The 19,284-nt window shown below is 69.3% G+C and carries 13 protein-coding genes; 6 read left to right on the forward strand and 7 right to left on the reverse strand.

Going from position 1 to position 19,284, the window contains the following annotated elements; all coding sequences use genetic code 11:
* Nucleotides 1-64 precede the first annotated feature (64 nt).
* Nucleotides 65-1,366: a DUF6688 family protein gene (locus CMC5_RS21820; RefSeq protein WP_050432228.1), complete on the reverse strand. Its 1,302-nt coding sequence runs from the start codon at nt 1,364-1,366 to the stop codon at nt 65-67.
* Nucleotides 1,367-1,528: 162 nt separating this feature from the next.
* Between CMC5_RS21820 and CMC5_RS21825 the strand changes: the two genes are divergently transcribed.
* Nucleotides 1,529-2,374, forward strand: a complete 846-nt coding sequence (locus tag CMC5_RS21825) for an NAD-dependent protein deacetylase (protein WP_082363495.1) — start codon at nt 1,529-1,531, stop codon at nt 2,372-2,374.
* Between the two features lie 1,180 nt (nt 2,375-3,554).
* Here the strand turns inward: CMC5_RS21825 and CMC5_RS21830 are convergent.
* A complete protein-coding gene (locus CMC5_RS21830) occupies nt 3,555-3,989 on the reverse strand; it encodes a hypothetical protein (protein WP_050436050.1) in 435 nt (144 codons plus the stop codon).
* 175 nt (nt 3,990-4,164) lie between these two features.
* Between CMC5_RS21830 and CMC5_RS21835 the strand changes: the two genes are divergently transcribed.
* A complete protein-coding gene (locus tag CMC5_RS21835; protein ID WP_050432230.1) occupies nt 4,165-5,493 on the forward strand; it encodes a serine/threonine-protein kinase in 1,329 nt (442 codons plus the stop codon).
* Between the two features lie 114 nt (nt 5,494-5,607).
* On the opposite strand, the gene CMC5_RS21840 is transcribed toward CMC5_RS21835, so the two are convergent.
* The 3 genes from CMC5_RS21840 to CMC5_RS21850 form a co-directional block, all read right to left on the reverse strand.
* Nucleotides 5,608-6,759: a hypothetical protein gene (locus tag CMC5_RS21840; RefSeq protein WP_050432231.1), complete on the reverse strand. Its 1,152-nt coding sequence runs from the start codon at nt 6,757-6,759 to the stop codon at nt 5,608-5,610.
* Between the two features lie 24 nt (nt 6,760-6,783).
* Nucleotides 6,784-7,851, reverse strand: coding sequence for a DUF2167 domain-containing protein (locus CMC5_RS21845; RefSeq protein WP_156338780.1), 1,068 nt, complete (start codon nt 7,849-7,851; stop codon nt 6,784-6,786).
* A gap of 75 nt (nt 7,852-7,926) precedes the next feature.
* Nucleotides 7,927-8,529 (reverse strand): hypothetical protein, encoded by a 603-nt coding sequence (locus CMC5_RS21850; RefSeq protein WP_050436051.1) that lies wholly within the window; start codon nt 8,527-8,529, stop codon nt 7,927-7,929.
* A gap of 188 nt (nt 8,530-8,717) precedes the next feature.
* Here CMC5_RS21850 and CMC5_RS21855 point away from each other — a divergent pair, with 188 nt between their 5' ends.
* The 4 genes from CMC5_RS21855 to CMC5_RS21870 all read left to right on the forward strand — a co-directional run bounded on the left by CMC5_RS21855 (nt 8,718) and on the right by CMC5_RS21870 (nt 14,258).
* Nucleotides 8,718-9,560 carry a DUF1444 domain-containing protein gene (locus tag CMC5_RS21855; RefSeq protein WP_156338781.1) on the forward strand — a complete coding sequence of 281 codons (843 nt, stop codon included), beginning with the start codon at nt 8,718-8,720 and terminating at the stop codon, nt 9,558-9,560.
* A gap of 176 nt (nt 9,561-9,736) precedes the next feature.
* Nucleotides 9,737-11,914, forward strand: a complete 2,178-nt coding sequence (locus CMC5_RS21860) for an alpha-amylase family glycosyl hydrolase (RefSeq protein WP_050432234.1) — start codon at nt 9,737-9,739, stop codon at nt 11,912-11,914.
* A complete protein-coding gene (locus CMC5_RS21865; RefSeq protein ID WP_082362686.1) occupies nt 11,911-13,959 on the forward strand; it encodes an alpha-amylase family glycosyl hydrolase in 2,049 nt (682 codons plus the stop codon). The genes CMC5_RS21860 and CMC5_RS21865 overlap by 4 nt, the downstream gene beginning before the upstream one ends.
* Nucleotides 13,960-14,054: 95 nt before the next feature.
* Nucleotides 14,055-14,258, forward strand: a complete 204-nt coding sequence (locus CMC5_RS21870; protein ID WP_063796617.1) for a cold-shock protein — start codon at nt 14,055-14,057, stop codon at nt 14,256-14,258.
* 81 nt (nt 14,259-14,339) lie between these two features.
* On the opposite strand, the gene CMC5_RS42810 is transcribed toward CMC5_RS21870, so the two are convergent.
* The gene (locus tag CMC5_RS42810; RefSeq protein WP_082362687.1) at nt 14,340-15,323 is read right to left on the reverse strand and encodes an SRPBCC family protein; all 984 of its coding nucleotides are present in this window, start codon (nt 15,321-15,323) and stop codon (nt 14,340-14,342) included.
* Between the two features lie 146 nt (nt 15,324-15,469).
* Nucleotides 15,470-18,895: a UvrD-helicase domain-containing protein gene (locus CMC5_RS21880; protein ID WP_050432237.1), complete on the reverse strand. Its 3,426-nt coding sequence runs from the start codon at nt 18,893-18,895 to the stop codon at nt 15,470-15,472.
* Nucleotides 18,896-19,284 lie beyond the last annotated feature (389 nt).

A 19,284-nucleotide genomic window follows, 5' to 3' on the forward strand; every position in this document is an offset into this window, starting at 1 on the left:
GAGCGTCGCACGATCTTGCCCGACCCCGGCTCGCGCGTGGCGTTGCCGGCAGCAGGCACCGTCGTCAGCGGTACATGCGATCGATCCGGGCTTCCGGAGGTCCCGGGTCGAGGAGCAGGAGCGCCACGTAAAACATCCACTCGGCTGGCTTCATCGCCAGGTAGGTCAGGTCGGATGCCCAGCGAGGCCGCAGGTAGCGGCTCACCGGTAGTCCCAGCCGATCGTAGATCCGGCGCGCCATCCTCCCGAAACGCGGCCAGCGTGTGTGCAGGAGGTCCTCGAACGCATTGGCCACCGCGAGCTGCCGGTTGACCACGATGGGCGCCCCACCGCGTCGACCCATCCGCAGTGGCTTCACCAGCCAGGTGTGCCCGCGCGCGGCCACCGTGCACAGGTAGTGGCACTCTGCCGGTACGGTTTCGAGCGGGATCTGGGACAGCGTGTGGTGGCAAGTCCGGGTGAACATCCGCAATGCGCCGTCGGCGCGGCCGAGCCACGCTGCGTGGAGCATGGCGTACACGCCCAGGAGCAGCGGCGACGCCCCGAGCGCTCGGACGAGGGCCGGCCAGTGCATGCGGGGCGACCGCGGGAACTCCTCCTGGGGGCCCTCGGCGCGGTACACCGAGGCGGCTGCTGACACCCGCGCGCGGCGCTGCGCCTCTGCGCCCCGCCTCCGCAGACGCGCGCGAAGCTCCTCACCCAGGAAGAGCGTCGTCTGCACCGGCGCGAGCGCCAGCAGCAGCAGCAGCGGCGGGAACAACATCGTCACCTGCGCCCACCCCCAGAGCTGCACGGCGAGCACCCCGTGCTCCATCATCCCGACGAGCAGCCCCGCGTGGACCAAGAGTTCCATCGGCGCGTGCAGCACCCCGGGCCGCCGCCGCGAGATCACGTAGAGCAGCACCACGACCGCGTGCAGCGGCACGAGCCCCACCGCCTCGGGCTCCGCGAACGGCCGCAGCACGGGCGCGTCCAGCTCGCAGCTGGTCACCACGCAGCTCGATTTCGCGACGTGGCTGTACAGCGCGACCTCCGTCGGCAGCACCCCGAGCGCCAGGAACTCCGCGGCGATCCGCAGAGCACGGCGCCCGTGCTCACGCGTGTGTGCGTGGAGCAAGAAGACGAGCACCATGCCAGCGCAGAGGCCGATCACCGCGAGCAGGGTCATGGGCATTCCGAGGTTCACGGTCCGGACGAACAGCAGGCTCCCCAGGAACACCAGCGGCGCTGCGTACCCGACGATGAGTAACATCGAGAGGAGCGCATCCATGTCGGGTCGGTTCTCGGAGCGTCGCTGGTGTTCATCTTGCTCGGTGCTCCCGCTGGCTTCCCCGTCGGCGCTGGCTGCGCCGGCGCTCGTGCTCATCGTCCACTCCCGGCTCTCTTCGAATCCCAACCTCGCCAGCTCTCTTCACAGGCTAGCGTTCCCGGGCTCAGCGCTGTGGGGTGTCTCTGAGGAGCGCGCGTGAACAGGCAGACTGCCGGCTGCACGTCCATCGGGCGTGGCTAAGCTGGCGCTGTGCCCTCCGTGCAGACCCCCGACCTCCATGATCTCGTCCGCTTGCTCTCCGGCCGCCGCGTCGTGGCCTTGACGGGCGCCGGCTGCAGCACCGAGTCCGGCATCCCCGACTACCGCGGCCCCACGTCGAGCCAGCGCACGCGGGCCCCCATCCAGTACCAGGAGTTCGTTCGCAACCCCGCAGCCCGCCAGCGCTACTGGGCCCGGAGCTTCGCGGGGTGGCCTCGGTTCGCGGACGCCCAGCCCAACCCGGCCCACCGCGCGCTCGGTTCTCTGGAGCGCGCTGGCATCCTCCAGGGCCTCATCACCCAGAACGTCGACCGGCTTCATCACCGGGCTGGCAACCGTCACATCATCGAGCTGCATGGCGCTCTGGCCGAAGTGCGTTGTCTCGACTGTGGGCACCTCGAACACCGGGACGAACTCCAGGATCGCCTCGTCCGTCTCAACCCGGGCTGGGCCGCGTCCGCGTCCACCTACCAGCCGGATGGCGACGCTGAGATCGAGGCGGCGATGATCGAGGGCCTCGTCGTCCCGGCCTGCATCGTCTGCGCGGGCGTGCTCAAGCCTCACGTCGTTTTCTTTGGGGAGAACGTTCCGCGCCCGACCGTCGAGGCGGCCTTCGCCTGGGTCGACGCGGCCGAGGCTCTCCTCGTCGCAGGCTCGTCGCTCACCGTCTTCTCGGGCTTTCGCTTCGTCCGACGCGCCGCCGAGCGGGGCATTCCCGTGGCCATCGTCAACCTCGGGCCGACCCGGGGGGATCCCCTCGCGCAGCTGCGGGTGGAGGGTCGCCTCGGGGAGCTCCTCCCGTCCCTGGCGGACCAGCTCACGACCCGGGGCGGCGTGATGAGCTGAGCCAGCCCGAAAAACGTGGTTCTCATCACCGGAAATGGGCCCGAGGACCCCGGTTTTCGGGGTCTTTGTGTGGTCGACCGTTCTGCGGCGCGGATGCACGTGGGGTCTTTGTGTGGTCGACCGTTCTGCGGCGCGGATGCACGTAGGGTCTTTGTGCAGTCGACCGCTCGGTGCGGCGTGATGCTCGTGTGACCGGAGGGGGGACGACTGCTTTGCGGGGGTGGTGCACCAGCGGTCTCCCTGAGGTCGACCGTTCTGCGGCGGTGGTGCGCGTGGGAGCCGAGAGGGGACGACCGTTCGGCGCGGGGAGGACACGCCTGGCTCGATGAGGAAGGGCTGCGTCGGAGGTGGAGGGCAAGCGAGCAGGTCCACATACTTCAGCAACACGTGCCGGGCGCACCCACAGGCGCTGGAGGGGAACTTGCAGTGAGGGAGGGGAGGGAGGGAGGGGAGTGACGGGCTCGGCCAGCGCCCGCCCGAGGCGAAGGCGGGGACGACGGCCGGCACTACGTCATCGCGACGTCGACACGGAAGCGGGTGGACCGCACTCCGCCTGCGCGGACCAGCTCAGTTCTGGCTGTCCTGCGACGGAGCCAGCTCGACACCTGGCCCGAGGAAGACCACCGCCAACCCAACTCCCATGAACTTCAACAGCTGGTTCACGCGCTTGCGCATCGGTGCCTCCTCAGTTTGGTGACGAGCGAAGAACTGAATATGACATTTCGGTGTCAAACGTGCAAGCGTTCGTCACCGTCGCGACCCCGTGTCCACGCCATGCCTCCAGGGCGCCATCGAGGTGAAAGAGCCGGAATTCGGCGGAGAAAAGGCATCCGTTAGAGCAGATGAACGACAGGTCTCCACGGTCGGGCTCGGCCGGGATGGTGGGCTCGATTGTGACAAACCGTTGTCGGTTCGAGGAAGGAGGCGCGGCCTGAGGCCGAGGCTGAACGCTGGTCCCTCTTCGGGGGGGCGCAGCGCATGACAGTGAGATGCCAGAAGTGGGATGACCAACACAGGGTCTCGACGGGAGACCCTCCGGCAGCGTACGCACTCGTGTCGCGGGCATGCTCGGCGTAGGGCTCGGTCGTCGTCGTGGGAGCCGGCCGTCGGCAGTGCCGTCCGCTCGTCGTGGGAGCCGGTTGCCGGCAGTACCGTCCGCTCGCCGGCGTGAGGCGGCGGCCTAAGACGCTTGGTCTTCGCTGTAGCGGATCATGATCACGCTGTAGCCGCCGAGAGGGTCGTTCTCCGAGCGGATCGACCCCCAGCCGTAGGTGTAGGGCGGCGGACCGAGCAGGGAAACGAGCCAGGTGTCGTGGTCGGCCTTGCGGGCGTTTTCTTCCTCACCGGACCAGTCGTCCCACGACAGCTTCGAGACCGCGCCGACTTGATACAGCTCGACGGCGGCGAGGCAGCCCTGGCGGAACCGGAGCGTCACCCGGAAGCTGCGGCCGTAGATGTTCAGGCGATCCAGACGGTAGGCGCTCCAACCAGGGTCCAGCGGGAGGGCCTTGGCGCGATGGGCGAGCTGGGAGCGCAGGAACGTGGCTTCTGCTGTCCGGCCGCCGACGCGGAGGGTGGGGACGAGCTCGATCTCGCCATTGTCCGCGTGGATCATGCGGCCCATTGAACCATGCAGATCAAGCGAGGACAACGCCCTCCCGGGCTCCGCGGAAGGGGATGGCATCGCCACGACGTGGCGCCTTCGGCGCTTCGTGCGCGCCCTGAGCGGGTCCGGCGCACGTCCAGCACATCGGGATTGACGTCATGATCGCGCTGGCAACTAGATGGGGATGGTGACGCTCCAACCGGGAACGCAGGTCGATCGGTACATTGTCGAGGACGTGCTCGGCAAGGGGACGACCGGCTGCGTGTACCGTGCGCGGGACACTCGCCTCGGGCGACGCGTGGCGATCAAGGTGCTCTCGCCCGAGCTGAGTCAGAGCGCGCAAGGCGCCGAAGCGGCGGCGCGGCTGCGCCGGGAGGCGTACGCGATCGCGGCGCTCGAGCACCCGAACGCGGTGCAGGTGTTCGACTTCGGCGAGTCGTTCGCGGGGCCATACATCGCGATGGAGCTGATCGATGGCAACAGCCTGCGGGTCTGGCTCGGCGCGCCCGAAGTCTCGACGGCGCTGAAGCTGCGCTGGCTCGCGGACGCCGCGCGCGCGCTGGGGGCGGCGCACCGCGCAGGGATCATCCACCGCGACGTGAAGCCCGACAACATCCTGGTGCGCAACGACGGGATGGTGAAGGTGCTCGACTTCGGCATCGCTCAGGGAGGCGGTGATCCACAGACGCTGCGGCGCCTCACCGTCGAGGGGCGAATCGTGGGCACGCCGGCCTACATGTCTCCGGAGCAGCTCTTCGATCGGCCGCTCGACGGTCGCAGCGATCAGTTCTCGCTGGGCATCACGGCCTACGAGCTCTTGAGCGGCGGTTTGCCGTGGAGCGGCGTGGAGAGCGTGCCGGATCTGATGGTGAAGATCGTGAGCCAGGAGATCCGCGACATCCCCGACCCGGTGGGCGATCTGCCGCCGGTGGTGAAGATGGCGCTGCTCCGCACGCTGAAGAAGAACGCCGCGGAGCGGTTCCCGACCATGGAGGAGCTGGTCCAGGTGCTCGATCCCTGGACGGCCGGCGCGCAGGCCCCGGCGGCCGCTGCGCGCCAGGTCGTGTCATACCGCTCGTCGCCCCCCCCAGCGCATCCGTCACCTCGGCCGCACGCGCCGTCTTACCCGCCTGCGCAAGCCGTCCATCATCCACGGGCTGCGTCTCGCTCTGCCGTGCACGCTTCTTCGCCGCCGGGACCACCGGGACCGCCGGGGCAGCCAGGGCAGAGGGGGTCGGCCGCATCGTATCCCTCGTCGCCGCCGCCAGCGACGGCAGGGGCCCACGGTGGACGCGAAGGAAGCGAGGCGCGCGGGGCGAGTCGGTCGAGCAAGGCACCGCCGTCCTCGGCTGCGCCCGGAGAGACGCGCTCGCTGCGGCGTCTCGTCATCGGCTTCAGTCTCGGGGCGGCGGCCACGGTCGCGCTGGCGCTGGCGCTGCTCTCGCGGTACGCGCCACCCACGCCCGCCATCGACACGGCGACCCCGGCCTCCACGGGCTCGGCTGAGCCCTGATCCGTGGTGGTGCAGCTGCTGTAGCGCGGCGGCGCCTGTCGGTCGGTTCGAGCGGGGGCGAAGGGGTTGCTGTCACGAGCGCTGGCGCGGGAGCACCTGCGTCGGTGGATCGGCTCAGACGGTCGCGAGGGGGATGCCGCCGCAGTCGTCGCAGGTGGTGGCGCCGCCGCCGTAGCTCGCGTGGCAGCGAGGGCAGCAGCGTTCGTCGTCGACCTCGCCGGTGGGGGGAGGGATCGCGGCGAGGTGCTCGGGATCGAAGCCGAGGGCGCGGACCAGGTCTTCGAGGTGGCGGGTCAGCGCTTCGCGGTGGGCGCGCTCGGTGGCCTGGGCGTCCGGCTCGGTGGTGGGGCAGGTGGGGCGGAGGGGCCAGCGCGCATCCCGTACCAGGTGCGCCGCGAGAGGTTCGAGCTGCGCACGAGGGACGAGCGCGCCGGCCGCGGCGAGGGGATGAAGGCCGGTGAGCGCCGTGCGGGCAAGGACGTCGGCGGCGCGCATGGCGCTCACGGGGAGGAGCGCGATGCCGACGGCGTGCGTCCAGCGCTCCAGGCGCGCCGCGGGGGCGAGGCGGCGGTGGATGCGGACCCAGAGCGCGGCATTGGCGACGCTGCCGACGTAGAGGACGGCGAGGGCAGGGAGCCAGGCCCGCGCGAAGCCGATGCTCAGGAACAGAGCTGGAGCGACGGCGAGGGCGAGGACCGCGAGGGCGAGGCCCGCCGTCCGCAACCCGCGTGTCTCCTGGTAGAACGCAGCGACACGCGCCCTGGCCGCGTCGAGATCGCACTGCGCCGCGAGCCGCTGCTCGATCGCGGCAGGGCGCGCCTCGGTGGGCAGCTGGCGCAGGGCCTCGATGGCCTCGGCCACCTGCTGCGCGAGCGTCGACGACGCGGTCTGCGCGAGCAGCTCGCCGTCGACGCGGACCTCGTTGCCCACCGAGGTCACCCGCTTCATCTCGTCGAAGCGCAGAAACAGGCCGGTGTGCGGAGCGCGTTCCTCGGCCTCCAGGCACTCGGTGACCCACCCGAGCGCGCCGTCGCGGCCCAGGGCGACGGGCCACTGCGGGACCAGGAACGTGACCGCCTCGGGCAAGAGCGGCACACCGAGCACCGCGCCCCCGCGGGCGTTGCCGAACGTGCGGTGGGGCAGGGCGGGGCGGGCCCGGCCACGTGACCACGCCGGGAGGGCGAGCGCGCCCCGCGGCACCCACGCCACGGCTTCCAGCAGCACCAGGACGACGAGTGTGAGGTAGAGGGCCTGACCGTCCGTCATGAACCGCGCAAGGCGTGCTGGCGCTCAGCCTTCCTTGTTGCGCCGGAAGAGCTTGGCCCCGAGCGCCCCGACGCCTGCCACGAGGAGCATCACCAGCTTGACGGCGCCCTTGCCGAGCTTGCCGAGGATCCCCGTCTTGGCCGCCGCGGCGACGGCACCCCCTGTGACCAGGCCGACCAGACCGATCTCGGCGATCTTGTCGCCCGGCTTGTACTCCGCGTACCGCTCGCCGTCGTTGTACGAGAAGCGCTCCAGAAGCTTCCGCGCGGTCGGCAGCGCCGCCGCGTAGTCCTCCGGTGCCACGATGAGGCTCGCCTCCATGACGCCGTTCCTGCCGAGGATGCGGATGTTGTGGTTCACCGTCTGTCCGCCGGTGGTGTCATCCTGCCCCGTCGTGGCCCACTCGAGGTTGTGCGTGGTCGGCTCGTAGCGCGGCGGCTGGGCCCAGCCCACCAGGCTCACCGTTCCCCAACCGCGCTCGCGGCGCACCTCATTGCTCCGGTCATTGCCCTGGCGCAGGGCCTGCATCATGGCGCCGGCGTCGAGATCGGCCTTGTCCTCGTCCTTCACGTAACCGATCTCGGCGAACTGGAAGATGATCGACCACGAGAAGTCGGCGGCAGAGATCATGCCCAGCTCGCGCTTGCTGGTGGGATTCTGGTTCAGTTCGAGGAAGCGCTGGGTCGTCTTCGCGTCGGCGAAGACCGTCCCTTCCGGGACGTCGAGCTGCGCCACGACGCCGAGCGCCCCCTGGGTCGGCCCTGGTTTCCACGGGAGCGAGAGGATCTGGCGAACGTGCTCCGGAAGCTGGTCGGCGCCCTCGATGAACTGACCTTCGACGGGCGAAGGGACGACGCCTGCTCCGAGATCGGCCGTCGCGGCACCTTGCGCGGCGGGCGCGCTGCTCGGGGCGGGCGCTGGCGGGGTGGGTCTCGGCAGCGGAGCGGGGGGGGGAGGACGCGGGGACGGCACCGCGATCTCCACGGGCGGTGGAGCGATGTCCGCCCGCGCGGGGGCCCCGGTCAGCGTCGCCGCCGGAAGGACGGTGGCAAACCCCAGCGCGAGACGCGACCACTGTCGGGGACGCAACATCCAGCCATCGGAGCCGACCCACCGGGCGGGGTCAAGGGCTCTCGACCCGTCGAGATGCATGGCGGATGCAGGCGTTCAACGCGCCGACTGCAGCAGCGTGCGCAGCGTCTCCCGCGTGGCCTGCACCGTCTCGTCGGGACCGACGACCTTGAAGAACCAGTTCCCACGATCCTTCGTGCGGACCACCGCGCCGAGCAGCCGGAAGTTCTCCTTCACCATCTCCACGGGCGACTTTCCGAGGCGTCGTGAGGGCGGCGCGAGCGCGACCTTGTAGGTTCCCGGCAGCTCGACCATCTCCACCTGCATCTCTCGCACGGCGAACGAGGAGCGCTGCTGCCCCACGCCGACCTTGCCTTCGAACTGGTTGAGCCACGTCTGGAAGTTCTTCTCCACGTCGCCGTGGCTCCCCGTGCCGAAGAACATCACGCGCACCTCGGTATCGTCCTTGTCGCTCGGCGCGCGGGGGACCTTGTAGGCGGCCTTCTCGTAGCCGTTCTTCACCACCTCGATCGCGCTCCAGCTCCCCGGCGCCTCCCACTGGAGCGGCGGCACGACCGGGGTCGTCGCGGACGCCATCGGGCCTGCCTCTGGTTCGGCAGGTGTGCGCGAGCAGGCGGAGAGCGCAGCGAGGGCGACGATCAGCGGAGGGGCGAACAGGGCGTGCTGGGAACGGCTCATCGGAAGAGATTCGGGGGGCGTCGGAGCGTATACCACGACCGCTGCCTGCGCCGAGCCGCGCCGCGTCCTCGCCAGCCCTTCTCGAGAGGCCACCGCGACCGCCATGGCGCCGCCACCCGGGTCCGGCCATGGAGGCCCTGGATCTCCGAGGAAATCCCGCTGGCACGGCGCTCGTAAAGGGAGACGCCATGATGACCGCGAACCCGCTCCACGACCTGCGCTCCTCGGGACCTTCCGTGAGCAAAGGCCATCCAGGTACCACTGGCTCCGTCGCGCCCGACACGCGTGGCGATGTGCATCCCGCCATGCTCCCCGGCGCGGTGAGCCCTCGACCGGAGCCCACCCGTGCCACCGAGGGAGTCGCCGATGCCGACGCCGTTCTTCGCGAGGAGCTGCACCGGCTGGGGCGGTACGAGGACGCATGGGGGCGCCTCAAGATCCGGCTCCACCCTGCGAGCTACCTCAAGCGACAGGACGCTTCGCACTTCGTGCTGCGCAAGGTCGCCGACGGGATCGCGGGGCTCCTGGTCTGCGATCTGGGCTTCGCCAACATCTCGGTGCCCTCGGTGCTCGCGGCAGGTTGGGGCGTCCCTGCCGATGAGGTGTGGGCGCGTGCTCTGCAGAACGTCCGGGCCGAGGGGCGCCTCGACGAGGTGCCCGGAAAGGAGTTCGGCGTCCCGCTCGATCTGCTTGCATCCTCGAGCCATTACGCCGCGAGCCACCTCTTGTTCCTCGAGGACTACATGCCGGGTGACGCGGGGTACGGCGCCCTCGTGGGCGTGCCGCAGCGGCATCTCCTGGTGCGGCACATCATCCGTGACCGGGAGGTCTTTCAGGCCATCCACCTGATGTCCCAGGTGATCGACGACTGGTACGTCGCCGACGCGGGCCCGATCTCGCGGGATCTCTACTGGTGGCGCGGGGGCCAGATCACCCGACTCGTGCTCGATCGGAGAACCAACGGTCTCGTCCTCGGGACGAGCGAGCCCTTCGCGGGCGAGGTCCTGGCCAAGGTGCTCGCGGGCAGCTGATCGCGGCGTGCGCCATGGATGATGCGATGCGTCGTAGACGGGCCTCCAAGATTCGCCGGACGGAGATGTCAGGGCGACGGGATATCGACGTCGCAGGCGTGCCTGGTTTACGCTGCGGGCATCCTTCGTGGAGTTCGGCACGTCTTCTCCGGGTCGACCCGGAGGTCTCCTGCCGCATGACCGTCGCACCCCATCATCGTCTTCTGGTGCCTGCCGTCCTCGCGCTCGTGGGAGCGCTGGCTCCCTCGTGCGTCGAGGACCGGCACCCGACGCGCGACTGCGCCACGGTGATCTGGGCCCGGCAGGAGCAAGGGGGGGAGCTGCGCGTCCAGGGAAGCTGGGACGGCTGGGCGCTGCCGGGGACCGCGCTGCAGAGCCATGGCGACGGCTGGTACCTGGTCGAGCTGAGCTTGCCCCCAGGCGAGCATGGGTACCGGATCCTGGAGGGGGGAGCGCTGCGGCGTGACGCCTACAACCCGCTCACCACCTTCCGGGTGGACGCGGAGGGCGAGGACGAGGAAGTCGCGCTGGCCCTCTCGCCTGACTGCAGCGTGCCCGAGCTGCGCGTCACCGCCGTCGAGGTGAGCGGAGGTGACGTGACCGTGCGCGGCACGTTCCTGGCGAAGCCCCAAGGGCCGCCGCTCGATCCTGCGCGGCTCGTCGGGGTGCTCGGGAGCGGCGAGCCGACCGAGGTGACCGAGGTCGACCCGGCCGAGGGCACGTTTCTGCTGCGGAAGAGGGGACTCCGGCGGGGCAAGCACACCCTCACGATCACCGCCGCGGACACCCGGGGGAGCGCGGCCGGGTCGGCACGGGCCGTGGCCTGGGTCGAGCCTGCCAGCGCGAACTGGGACGAGGGCCTTCTCTACCAGATCGTCACGGACCGGTTCCGCGGCGATGGGGGTGCTGCGCTCGCACCACCAGCGACGCCAGGCGCGCGCGCGGGCGGGACGCTCGACGGCATCCGCGCCGAGATCGAGCGGGGAACCTTCGAAGCGCTGGGGGTGACCGGGCTCTGGATCTCGCCGGTGTACACGAACCCCGTGGAGGTGCGCTCGGGCAACGATGGGCGCCTTTACGAGGGCTACCACCAGTACTGGCCTCTGGAGCCGCGCTCGGTGGAGCCGCGCCTCGGCGGTCCGGAGGCGCTGGACGCCCTCATCGACACGGCCCACCGGCACGGCCTGCGCGTGCTCTTCGACCTGGTGCCGAACCACGTCTACGAGGCCAGCGAGCGGTACACGACGTACCGCAACAGCGGCTGGTTCAACGAGGGGCCGGAGGCGTGCGTGTGCGGGACGCCCGGGTGCAGCTGGGGAGATTTCATCCAGACCTGCTGGTTCACGCCGTACCTGGCCGACATCCGCTGGCAGAACCACGATGCGATGCGCATGGCGGTCGACGACGCGCTGTTCTGGATGGACCGCTTCGACGCCGACGGGGTGCGCATCGACGCGGTACCGATGATGCCCAGGGCCACCACCCGGCGGATCACGAGCGCGTTGCGGGCTCACGCCGCCCCGCGGCACGCCCTGTTCTCGGTGGGCGAGGTGTTCACCGGGCCTGGCCTGCGCGCCATCGACGAGATCCGCTACTTCCTCGGTCCGAACGGTCTCGACGGGGCCTTCGATTTCCCGCTGATGTGGGCCATCCGCGACGCGGTGGCGAGCGGGTACGGTGGCTTCGAGGCGGTGGAGAAGACGCTGGTCGAGACGGGGGCTGCGCTCGCCGGGTCGGGGGCGGTGCTGGGGAGGATGATCGACAACCACGACGTCTCCCGGTTCATCTCCGAGGCGACGTTCGAAGGAGGCAACAACGCCTGGACGTCGCCGCCGCCGCAGCCCACCCGCGCAGAACCCTACCAGCGCACCCGGCTGGCGCTCGCGCTGGTGCTGACCTTGCCGGGAATGCCGGTGCTCTACTACGGCGACGAGGTGGCCCTCGCCGGCGCGGGCGACCCGGACAACCGCCGCGTGATGCCAGCGCTCGACGCGCTCTCGGCCGAGCAGGAGGCGACGTTGATGCTGACGCGCCGACTCGGGAAGCTGCGTCGGTGCTCGGCAGCCCTACGCCGGGGTGAGCGTCAGCTCCTCGTGGCCGGCAAGCAGCTCTACGCTTTCCGCCGTGATGCCGACGATGGGGAGCTGGTGCTCGCACTGTTCTCGACGGCGCCGGAGCCGGTCGATCTTCCCCTCCCGGTCGGTGCTGCGCCGGCCGGGACCTACGTGGACGTCATGACCGGCGAGCGCATCGAACTCTCGCCTGGCACTCCGCTCGTGCTGCCGCCTCTGAGCCATCGGATCCTCCTCCCCCACGACAGCCCCTGTCTCGAAGCCCCTGGAGACCTGCCATGAGAATGCCCTCCGCCCCTTGGACCGCGATCGCCCTGGTGGGCAGCCTGTTCGGGATGACCGCCGCGACGGCGTGCAGTGACGATTCCCTCATGGATCGCTACCCGCCGGGCACGGGCGCCTTCGATCCGGGCTCGGTGCCGCCCGGTCCAGGGAGCGGTTCCGGCTATGGCGCGGGTGGGCCCTCGGGCGGTGGTGGGGATGGTGGTTCGGGCGGCGTCATCGATCCTGGGCCGCCCCAGTGTGACGACTCGTCGAAGCGCTGCGACCACATGTTCACCTACGCAGGGACGGGCAACGAGGCGAGCGTCGAGATTCGCGGGAGCTTCGCGCCGGGCGCCTGGGACGACGGCGTGCAGATGACCCGGCAGAATGACCAGTGGGTCGCGACCGTGCCCATCCCGTACGGGCAGTCGGTGCAGTACAAGCTGGTCATCGATGGCACGACCTGGATCTCCGATCCAGGTAACCCCAACCAGGTGGACGACGGCTTTGGTGGCAAGAACTCGCTCATCGAGGCCACGACCTGCGACCCGTGGACCTGCGAGGAGCTGCCGGGGACCTTCAACTGGCGTGACGCGGTCCTCTACTTCGTCTTCGTCGATCGCTTCTTCAACGGCGATCCCAGCAATGATGGCCCCAGCATCCCTCAGGTGCAGCCACCCGCCGCCTACCAGGGCGGCGACTGGGCCGGCGTGCGGCAGAAGCTCGCCGAAGGGTACTTCACCGAGCTCGGGGTGAACGTCCTGTGGCTGACCGTGCCGATGGACAACACCGATCAGGCGGGTCAGGGCAACGGCGAATCCCACATGTACAGCGCCTACCACGGCTACTGGCCGCGGGATCTCACCCAGCCAGAGGCGCGCTTCGGGACGATGGCCGAGTTCAAGGCGCTGGTCGACGAGGCGCATGCCATGGGGATCAAGGTCATCGTCGACTACGCGATGAACCACGTGCATGCCAGCTCGCCCGTGTACCAGCAGAACCAGAGCTGGTTCTGGCCGAACGACAACGGTAGCGGTGGCAACTGCATCTGCGGTGACGGCTGTTCGTGGGATGGGGCCCAGGGGAGGCGGTGCTGGTTCACGAGCTACCTGCCGGACTTCAATTTCACGGTGGCGGCGGCCCGGAACTGGTCGGTCGACAACGCGGTGTGGTGGATCAAGGAGACGGGCATCGACGGCTACCGCCTGGACGCGGTGAAGCACATCGAGGACCAGTGGATCATCGATCTGCGCAACCGCGTGAAGAGCGAGATCCTGCCGTCGACCGGCGAGCATTTCTACATGGTGGGTGAGACCTTCACCGGAGACCGTGGCCTCATCAACCACTACGTGGACTCGTACCGGATGCTCGACGGGCAGTTCGACTTCCCGCTCCGGGCGAGCATCGTGCGCACGCTGCTGATGCGGCACGGCTCGCTGAACGAGCTGGTCAACGAGCTGAACATCAGCGATGGGGCGTTCGCCAATGGCATCATGAGCACCTTCATCGGGAACCACGACGTGCCGCGCTCGATCCACTTCGCGGAGGACACGCCGATGTGGGGTGACGCCTGGGACGGCGGCAAGGATCGCAACTGGTCCAACCTGCCAGGCTTGCCTGGCGGAGCGAGCGCATTCGAGCGGCTCGCGAACGGCTTCACGCTCATCTACACGACGAAGGGCGTCCCGCTGATCTACTACGGTGACGAGATCGGCCTGCCCGGCGCCGGCGATCCCGACAACCGCCGCTTCATGGCGTGGTCGGGGTATTCCGCGGGACAGACGAAGCTCCTGAACCACATGAAGAAGCTCGGGACCATCCGCGCAGCGCACCCCGCGCTCCGCCGTGGGAACCGTCAGACGCTGACGGTCAACACGGACACGCTGGCATACTCGATGACCGGGAGCGGAGAGACGGTCTACGTGACGATCAATCGGAGCGATACCGCACAGCAGGTGGGGGGGTTGCCCGCGGGTCAGTTCACGGATGCTCTGACGAACGAGTCCGTGTCAGGCCCGACGGTGACAGTGCCCCCCAGGTCGTCTAGGATCCTCGTACAGTAGTGCTGGACGCCGTGGTGAACCTGCCACGGCATCCGGCGTCGAGGTTCAGCCCCGAGACGATGGTCCGGGGTCGCATGGCAGGACAGGAGGGGGGGATGGCAACCGGAACGGTCTTTTACTTCAGCAAAGACAAGGGGATGGGTGTCATCAAGCAGGACGGGGATGACGCCCAGGTGCGGGTCCTGGCGGCTGACATCGAGGAGCCCGAGACGAAGCACCTGATCACCGGACAGAAGGTGGAGTTCGAGGTGAGTGCCGGCGCGGAGGCGCTTCGGGCGCTGAACGTCCGGGTGGTCTGAAGCGCCGGACGAGGAGAGAGCGTCGCGAGGGCGCCACGGCCAGGGAGGCCGTCCAAGGACTCCCGCGCCACGCGAGGCCGGTCACCCCAGGTGGCGCGCGAGATTTCCCAGGGACGCTCGGAGGCCGGCGTCGTGGTCGGCCTGGCTGATGCCCGGGGGGACGTTCTCGGCGGTGACGATGACGAGCGTCCCTTCGGCCGACGGCTCGAAGGACCAGGTCATCACCATCTCGCCTGCGAACGCGCTTTCCTCCGACTCGAATTCGCCGGACTGCACGATGCGTTTGCCTGGCGCCAGGGCCAGGAAACGGCCTGTGCTGATGTCGGTTCGCGCGCTCGTCTTGCCCAGGTCGGGTGGTATCGACTCGTCGTAGGTCAGCTCGATGCGATACCGCCCCCCCTCGCGGAAGTCATATTCGAGAGCGCGACCCGTCATGCCCTCTGGCGGCAGCCATGCCATCAAGGAGTCGGGATCGGCGAAGGCGCCGAAGATCGCATCGGCGCTGGCAGCGATGACGAGTGAAGCGGTGTCCGTTCGTCCTCGAGGCCGACCCTTGTCTCCTGCGTCGGCCGGCGTTTTCTTCTCGGCGCGAGTCTCCGCCGTTGCGCGCGGCAGTTCGATGAGCCCTTTCAGGTGGTTCAGCGAGAGCCGCCAGCCGCCCTCGGCGTGCGCCTGGGCGGCCGGACTCACGTTGCCGTCCTGGATCACCGTCGCCCGCGTACCTGCGCCTTCGTCCGAGAGCTCGATCGTGACGTGATGAATGTCCTCGCGTTGGAGCACGTCCCTGGAGTGCGGGTCCGTGTACTCGTACGCGAGCAGGCGCCCTTCTTCGACACGGTGGACGAGCCCCTCCACGCGCGAGGGCTCGCCTGCCAGCTCGAACACCCAGACGAACGGCTCGCCCAGGCGAAAGCCCGAGATCACCTCGGTGACGGGCAGGATCTTCGTGATGCTGTCTGGCTGCATCAGCGCGTCCCATACGGCCTGCCTGGGGGCGTCGATGAGCACGGCGGCGCGTGCGACGAGGTTGGCATCGGCGATCACGGCGTCCTGCGGTCGGGGCATGCTTCTCGGTATCACGTTCACGCAGCGGGGGCTCTCGACCGCACCTCCGCTCGGTGCTGCACGAGGCCGCTTGCCCAGGATGTAGAGCTGTCGGCGTCCACGAGGGCGCGCGCTTCGAGGAGCGGCAAACGCTGGCGATGCACGGCTCAGAAGAGCGTGAGCTGGCGTTTGTCGGGGGTGGCGGGCTCGGGCTTGGGCTTCCGGGCCTCGGGCTGCTGGCGGTCGAGGAGGGCGTCCTCGACCTCACGCAGGAAGGGGGAAGGGGCCGTCTGCACCACCTGGCCCCGGCGCAGGCGCTCGCGGGCCCAGCTCAGGTAGAGGCGCTCGCGAGCGCGGGTCATACCGACGTAGAACAGCCGGCGTTCCTCGGCGACGTCGGGGTCCTCGTCGCGGGAGATGCGCAGAGGGAGGAGCCCATCCTCGCAGCCGACGAGGAAGACCACGCGGAACTCCAGCCCCTTCGAGGCATGGAGCGTCAGGAGAGAGACACGGTCGGCGCGCGGGTCCCAGGCGTCGACCTCGATCTCGGAGCCCAGCTCGAGCAGGAAGCGGCGCAGGTCTTCGCCACAGCGGCGCGCGAGGGGGGTGAGCAGCTCGGCGGCCGTATCGAGGTCGGCCTGGGTGAGGGGGGCTTCGGTGGCAGCCGCGGAGGCCGTCTCCGGGCCTTGCGAGGGGGTGCCCTCCAGGGCTTCGCTGGCCTCACTCTCCCCAGGGGCTTGCTGGCGCAGAAGCGCGAGGGCTGCGCGGAGCTGCTCGAGTACCGGCTCCTCGGTCGGTGCGCGGCGCATCACCCGAGCGATGGCCTCGGCAGCTGGGCGTTCCACGATGCCGCGGTGGGAGCGACGCTGGAAGGGCATGCCGGAGCGGGCGAAGGCCTCGCGGAGGGCGTCGGCCTGCGCTTCGGTGCGGTACAGGACGGCCACGTCGGAGAAGGAGAAGTCCGTGTCGTGGTCGTCGGCGGCGACCCGTCGGCTGTCCATCGAGAAGAATGTCGAACCGCCGATGAGGCGCTCGACGGTGTGGACGACGAACTCGGCCTCGGCGCGCTCCGTGGGGGACTCCTGCAGGGTAATGCGGCGCGCGTCCTCGAACGTAGCGAGCAGCTCGCGGAGGCCGAGGGTGGGCGAGGGGGCGATCACCTGGAGCGCGGCATCGACGATGGTGCGCGTGGAGCGGTAGTTCTTGCGCAGGCGCACGAGCTTCGCGTCCGGGAAGTCCTGCTGGAAGCGGAAGAAGAAGCCCACGTCCGCGCCGCGGAAGCTGTAGATGGCCTGATCGGGGTCACCGATGGCGCAGACGTCGCCACGGGCTGGCGCGAGGGCCTGGACGAGGCGGTATTGCTGGGCATCGATGTCCTGGTACTCGTCGATGGAGAGGGTGCGGGTGCGGGCGCGCCAGGCCTCGCGCACCTCGGGGTTTGCCTCCAGGAGGACGACGGCGAGGCCCACCAGGTCGTCGAGGTCGACCAGGCTACGCTGGGCCAGAGCAGTGGTGTACGCCTGCCAGGCACGCGCGAGTTCCTCGGAGGGCTGGGGACCGTCGGGCGGGAGGGCGGAGAGACCGAGGGGGCTGCGACGCTTCCAGGCCGAGAGGGACTGGAGCAAGCGCGGGATGCGCCGGTCGCCGGGGCTGTCGTCACCAAGGGCCCTGGCGAGCAACAGGGCACGCTCCTGATCCCCGGCGATGGCCAGCGGGTGCTCGGAGGGGTCACCGCGGAGAGCCGACACGAGTTCGGGGTGGGCACGGAGGATGCGGAGGCCGAGCGCGTGGAAGGTCATGGCGGGAACTCGGGCTCCGTCGGGACCCAGCAAGATGTCCAGGCGCTCGCGCAGCTCCTCGGCGGCGCGGCGCGTGAACGTGATGGTCAGGCACGCTTCCGGGGCGATGCCGAGGTCCTGGACGAGATGGGCGATGCGGTGGGTGAGCGTGCGCGTCTTCCCGGTGCCTGGCCCAGCGAGGATGAGCAGGGGCCCTTCCGTCACCTCGGCTGCAGCCCGCTGATCGGGATCGAGCCCGGTGAGAATGCCGGCGGGGGCGACGAGCGGTGTCCCTGCATGTGGAGTGCTCTCTGGTGGAGGCGAGGCATGCTGCGCGGTCGTTGCCGCGGCGGTTCCACTGGCCCCCTTTGGCGTGGCCGACCCGGAGGCGGTGAGAGGTACCCCGGCAGAAGTGGCCACGCCCACTGGCGCACTGCCCCTCGCGTGAGGCTGGCGTTGCGTTGGCTGCGGGGTCGCGACATCCGGACGCGCATCCACCGGAGTTCGTGCGACCTGCGGCTCGGGAGGCGGGTCCTCGAACAGGAGCGCCGACGAGCGGCCTCGCTTCAGCTCTTCCGGATGGAACAGGCGGATCACCCCGTACTCCCCGTCGTAGCCGGCCTGCCGGATCACGTCTCCGGCGCGCATGCGGGCAATGGCCTCCCCGAGCCGGGGAGGTCCAACCTTGTCGAGCTGGTCGATGGGCATTTCCTGGAGCAGCGAGAGCTCCGGGCCGAGCTTCGTGAGCAGGTTGTCGTAGCTGCGCTGCACCGTCTTGCTCGACGGGCCGACGCCGTGCAGCTCGGCCAGGATCTCCGGCAAGGGAATGAGACTCCTGAAATCACTGGCCCCCTCCAGGCGGAACCCCTCGTCACGATCCGCCAGATCCTCCACCCGATGCAGCACGCCGACGGTCACCGGTTTGCGGCAGACCGGGCAGATCGTCTTGTGCGCCCGCGTCTCCTCGGGGCCCATCACCACCCGGCACTGCCGGTGACCGTCGAGGTGGTACTTGCCCTCCTCCGGGAAGAACTCCAGCGTCCCGCCGAATCCCTCGCCCGTCTCCAGGGCGCGGCGGATGGCGTAGTAGTCGAGCTCCGTCTCGAAGCGTGTCGCCTCGCGGCCGAGCTTCGCTGGCGAGTGCGCGTCCGAGCTGGACACCAACCGGTAGCGATCGAGCGCCGAGATCCGCCAGTTCATCGCAGGATCGGAGCTGAGGCCCGTCTCCAGCGCGAAGATGTGCTTCGCGAGATCCCCGTAGCAATCGTCCACTGCGTCGAAGCCAGCCTTGGAGCCGAGCACCGAGAACCAGGGCGTCCAGATGTGAGCGGGCACGAGGTACGAGCCCTCGCCCGAGGCGAGCACCGCTTCGAGCAGGTGGCGCGAATCCAGGCCCAGAATGGGGCGCCCGTCCGCGTTCAGATTGCCCACCTTGGAGAGCGTCTTCACCAGCCGATCGGCAGCATCGAAGTCGGGCGCGTAGATGAGATGATGAATCTTCCGGGTGCGCTCGCCCTTCTTGTAGATGGTCGAGATCTCCACCGAGAGCATGAACCGTGTGTGGTCGCGGCAGGTGGGCTCGAGCCGTGATTGCACGGTACGCTCCACGTCGTCGCGCAAGCGGAACAGTCCAGGCTCGGCCGGGACGAGCTGCTCTTTCAGCTCCTGCATCCAGGCCGGATGGGTGAAATCGCCGGTCCCGATGACGGCAATTCCTTTGCGGCGCGCCCAGTAACTCAGATGAAGGAGGTCGCAGTCGCTGCTGGTCGCCCGCGAGTAGTGGGAATGAACATGGAGGTCGGCATGGAACCGCATGAGCGCTCTCCGAGGTCTGGCTGGCACGTTGTCCAAACGGCAGCAGGGTCTCTCTTGGACGCTCGTAATTGAAATGGTCCCCCCCGATCAACGAAAGACAGTGATCTGGTGATGATTTCGATCATGCGTGGTTTGCCCGGTAAAAGGGCTGTGATTCGCACAATGAGGGGCACGGTGAATCATGAATGCATTGGGAGCACACGGTGAAAATTCCCAGAAGCACGTGGGGGTGATGCATTGCGATGGTGGATGAAGAATTGCCTCGCCGTTCTCCACGCATGGCAGAAGGGCGGACGTCGGTGCCGTCCTCGTGAGCTGACGCCTCTGGATGGTGGTGATCGACGGAGCAGGTCGGTCGGTGCGGGGGGTCAGGGGTGGGGGGGCTGGGG

The organism is Chondromyces crocatus (assembly GCF_001189295.1).
Lineage (GTDB): Bacteria > Myxococcota_A > Polyangia > Polyangiales > Polyangiaceae > Chondromyces > Chondromyces crocatus.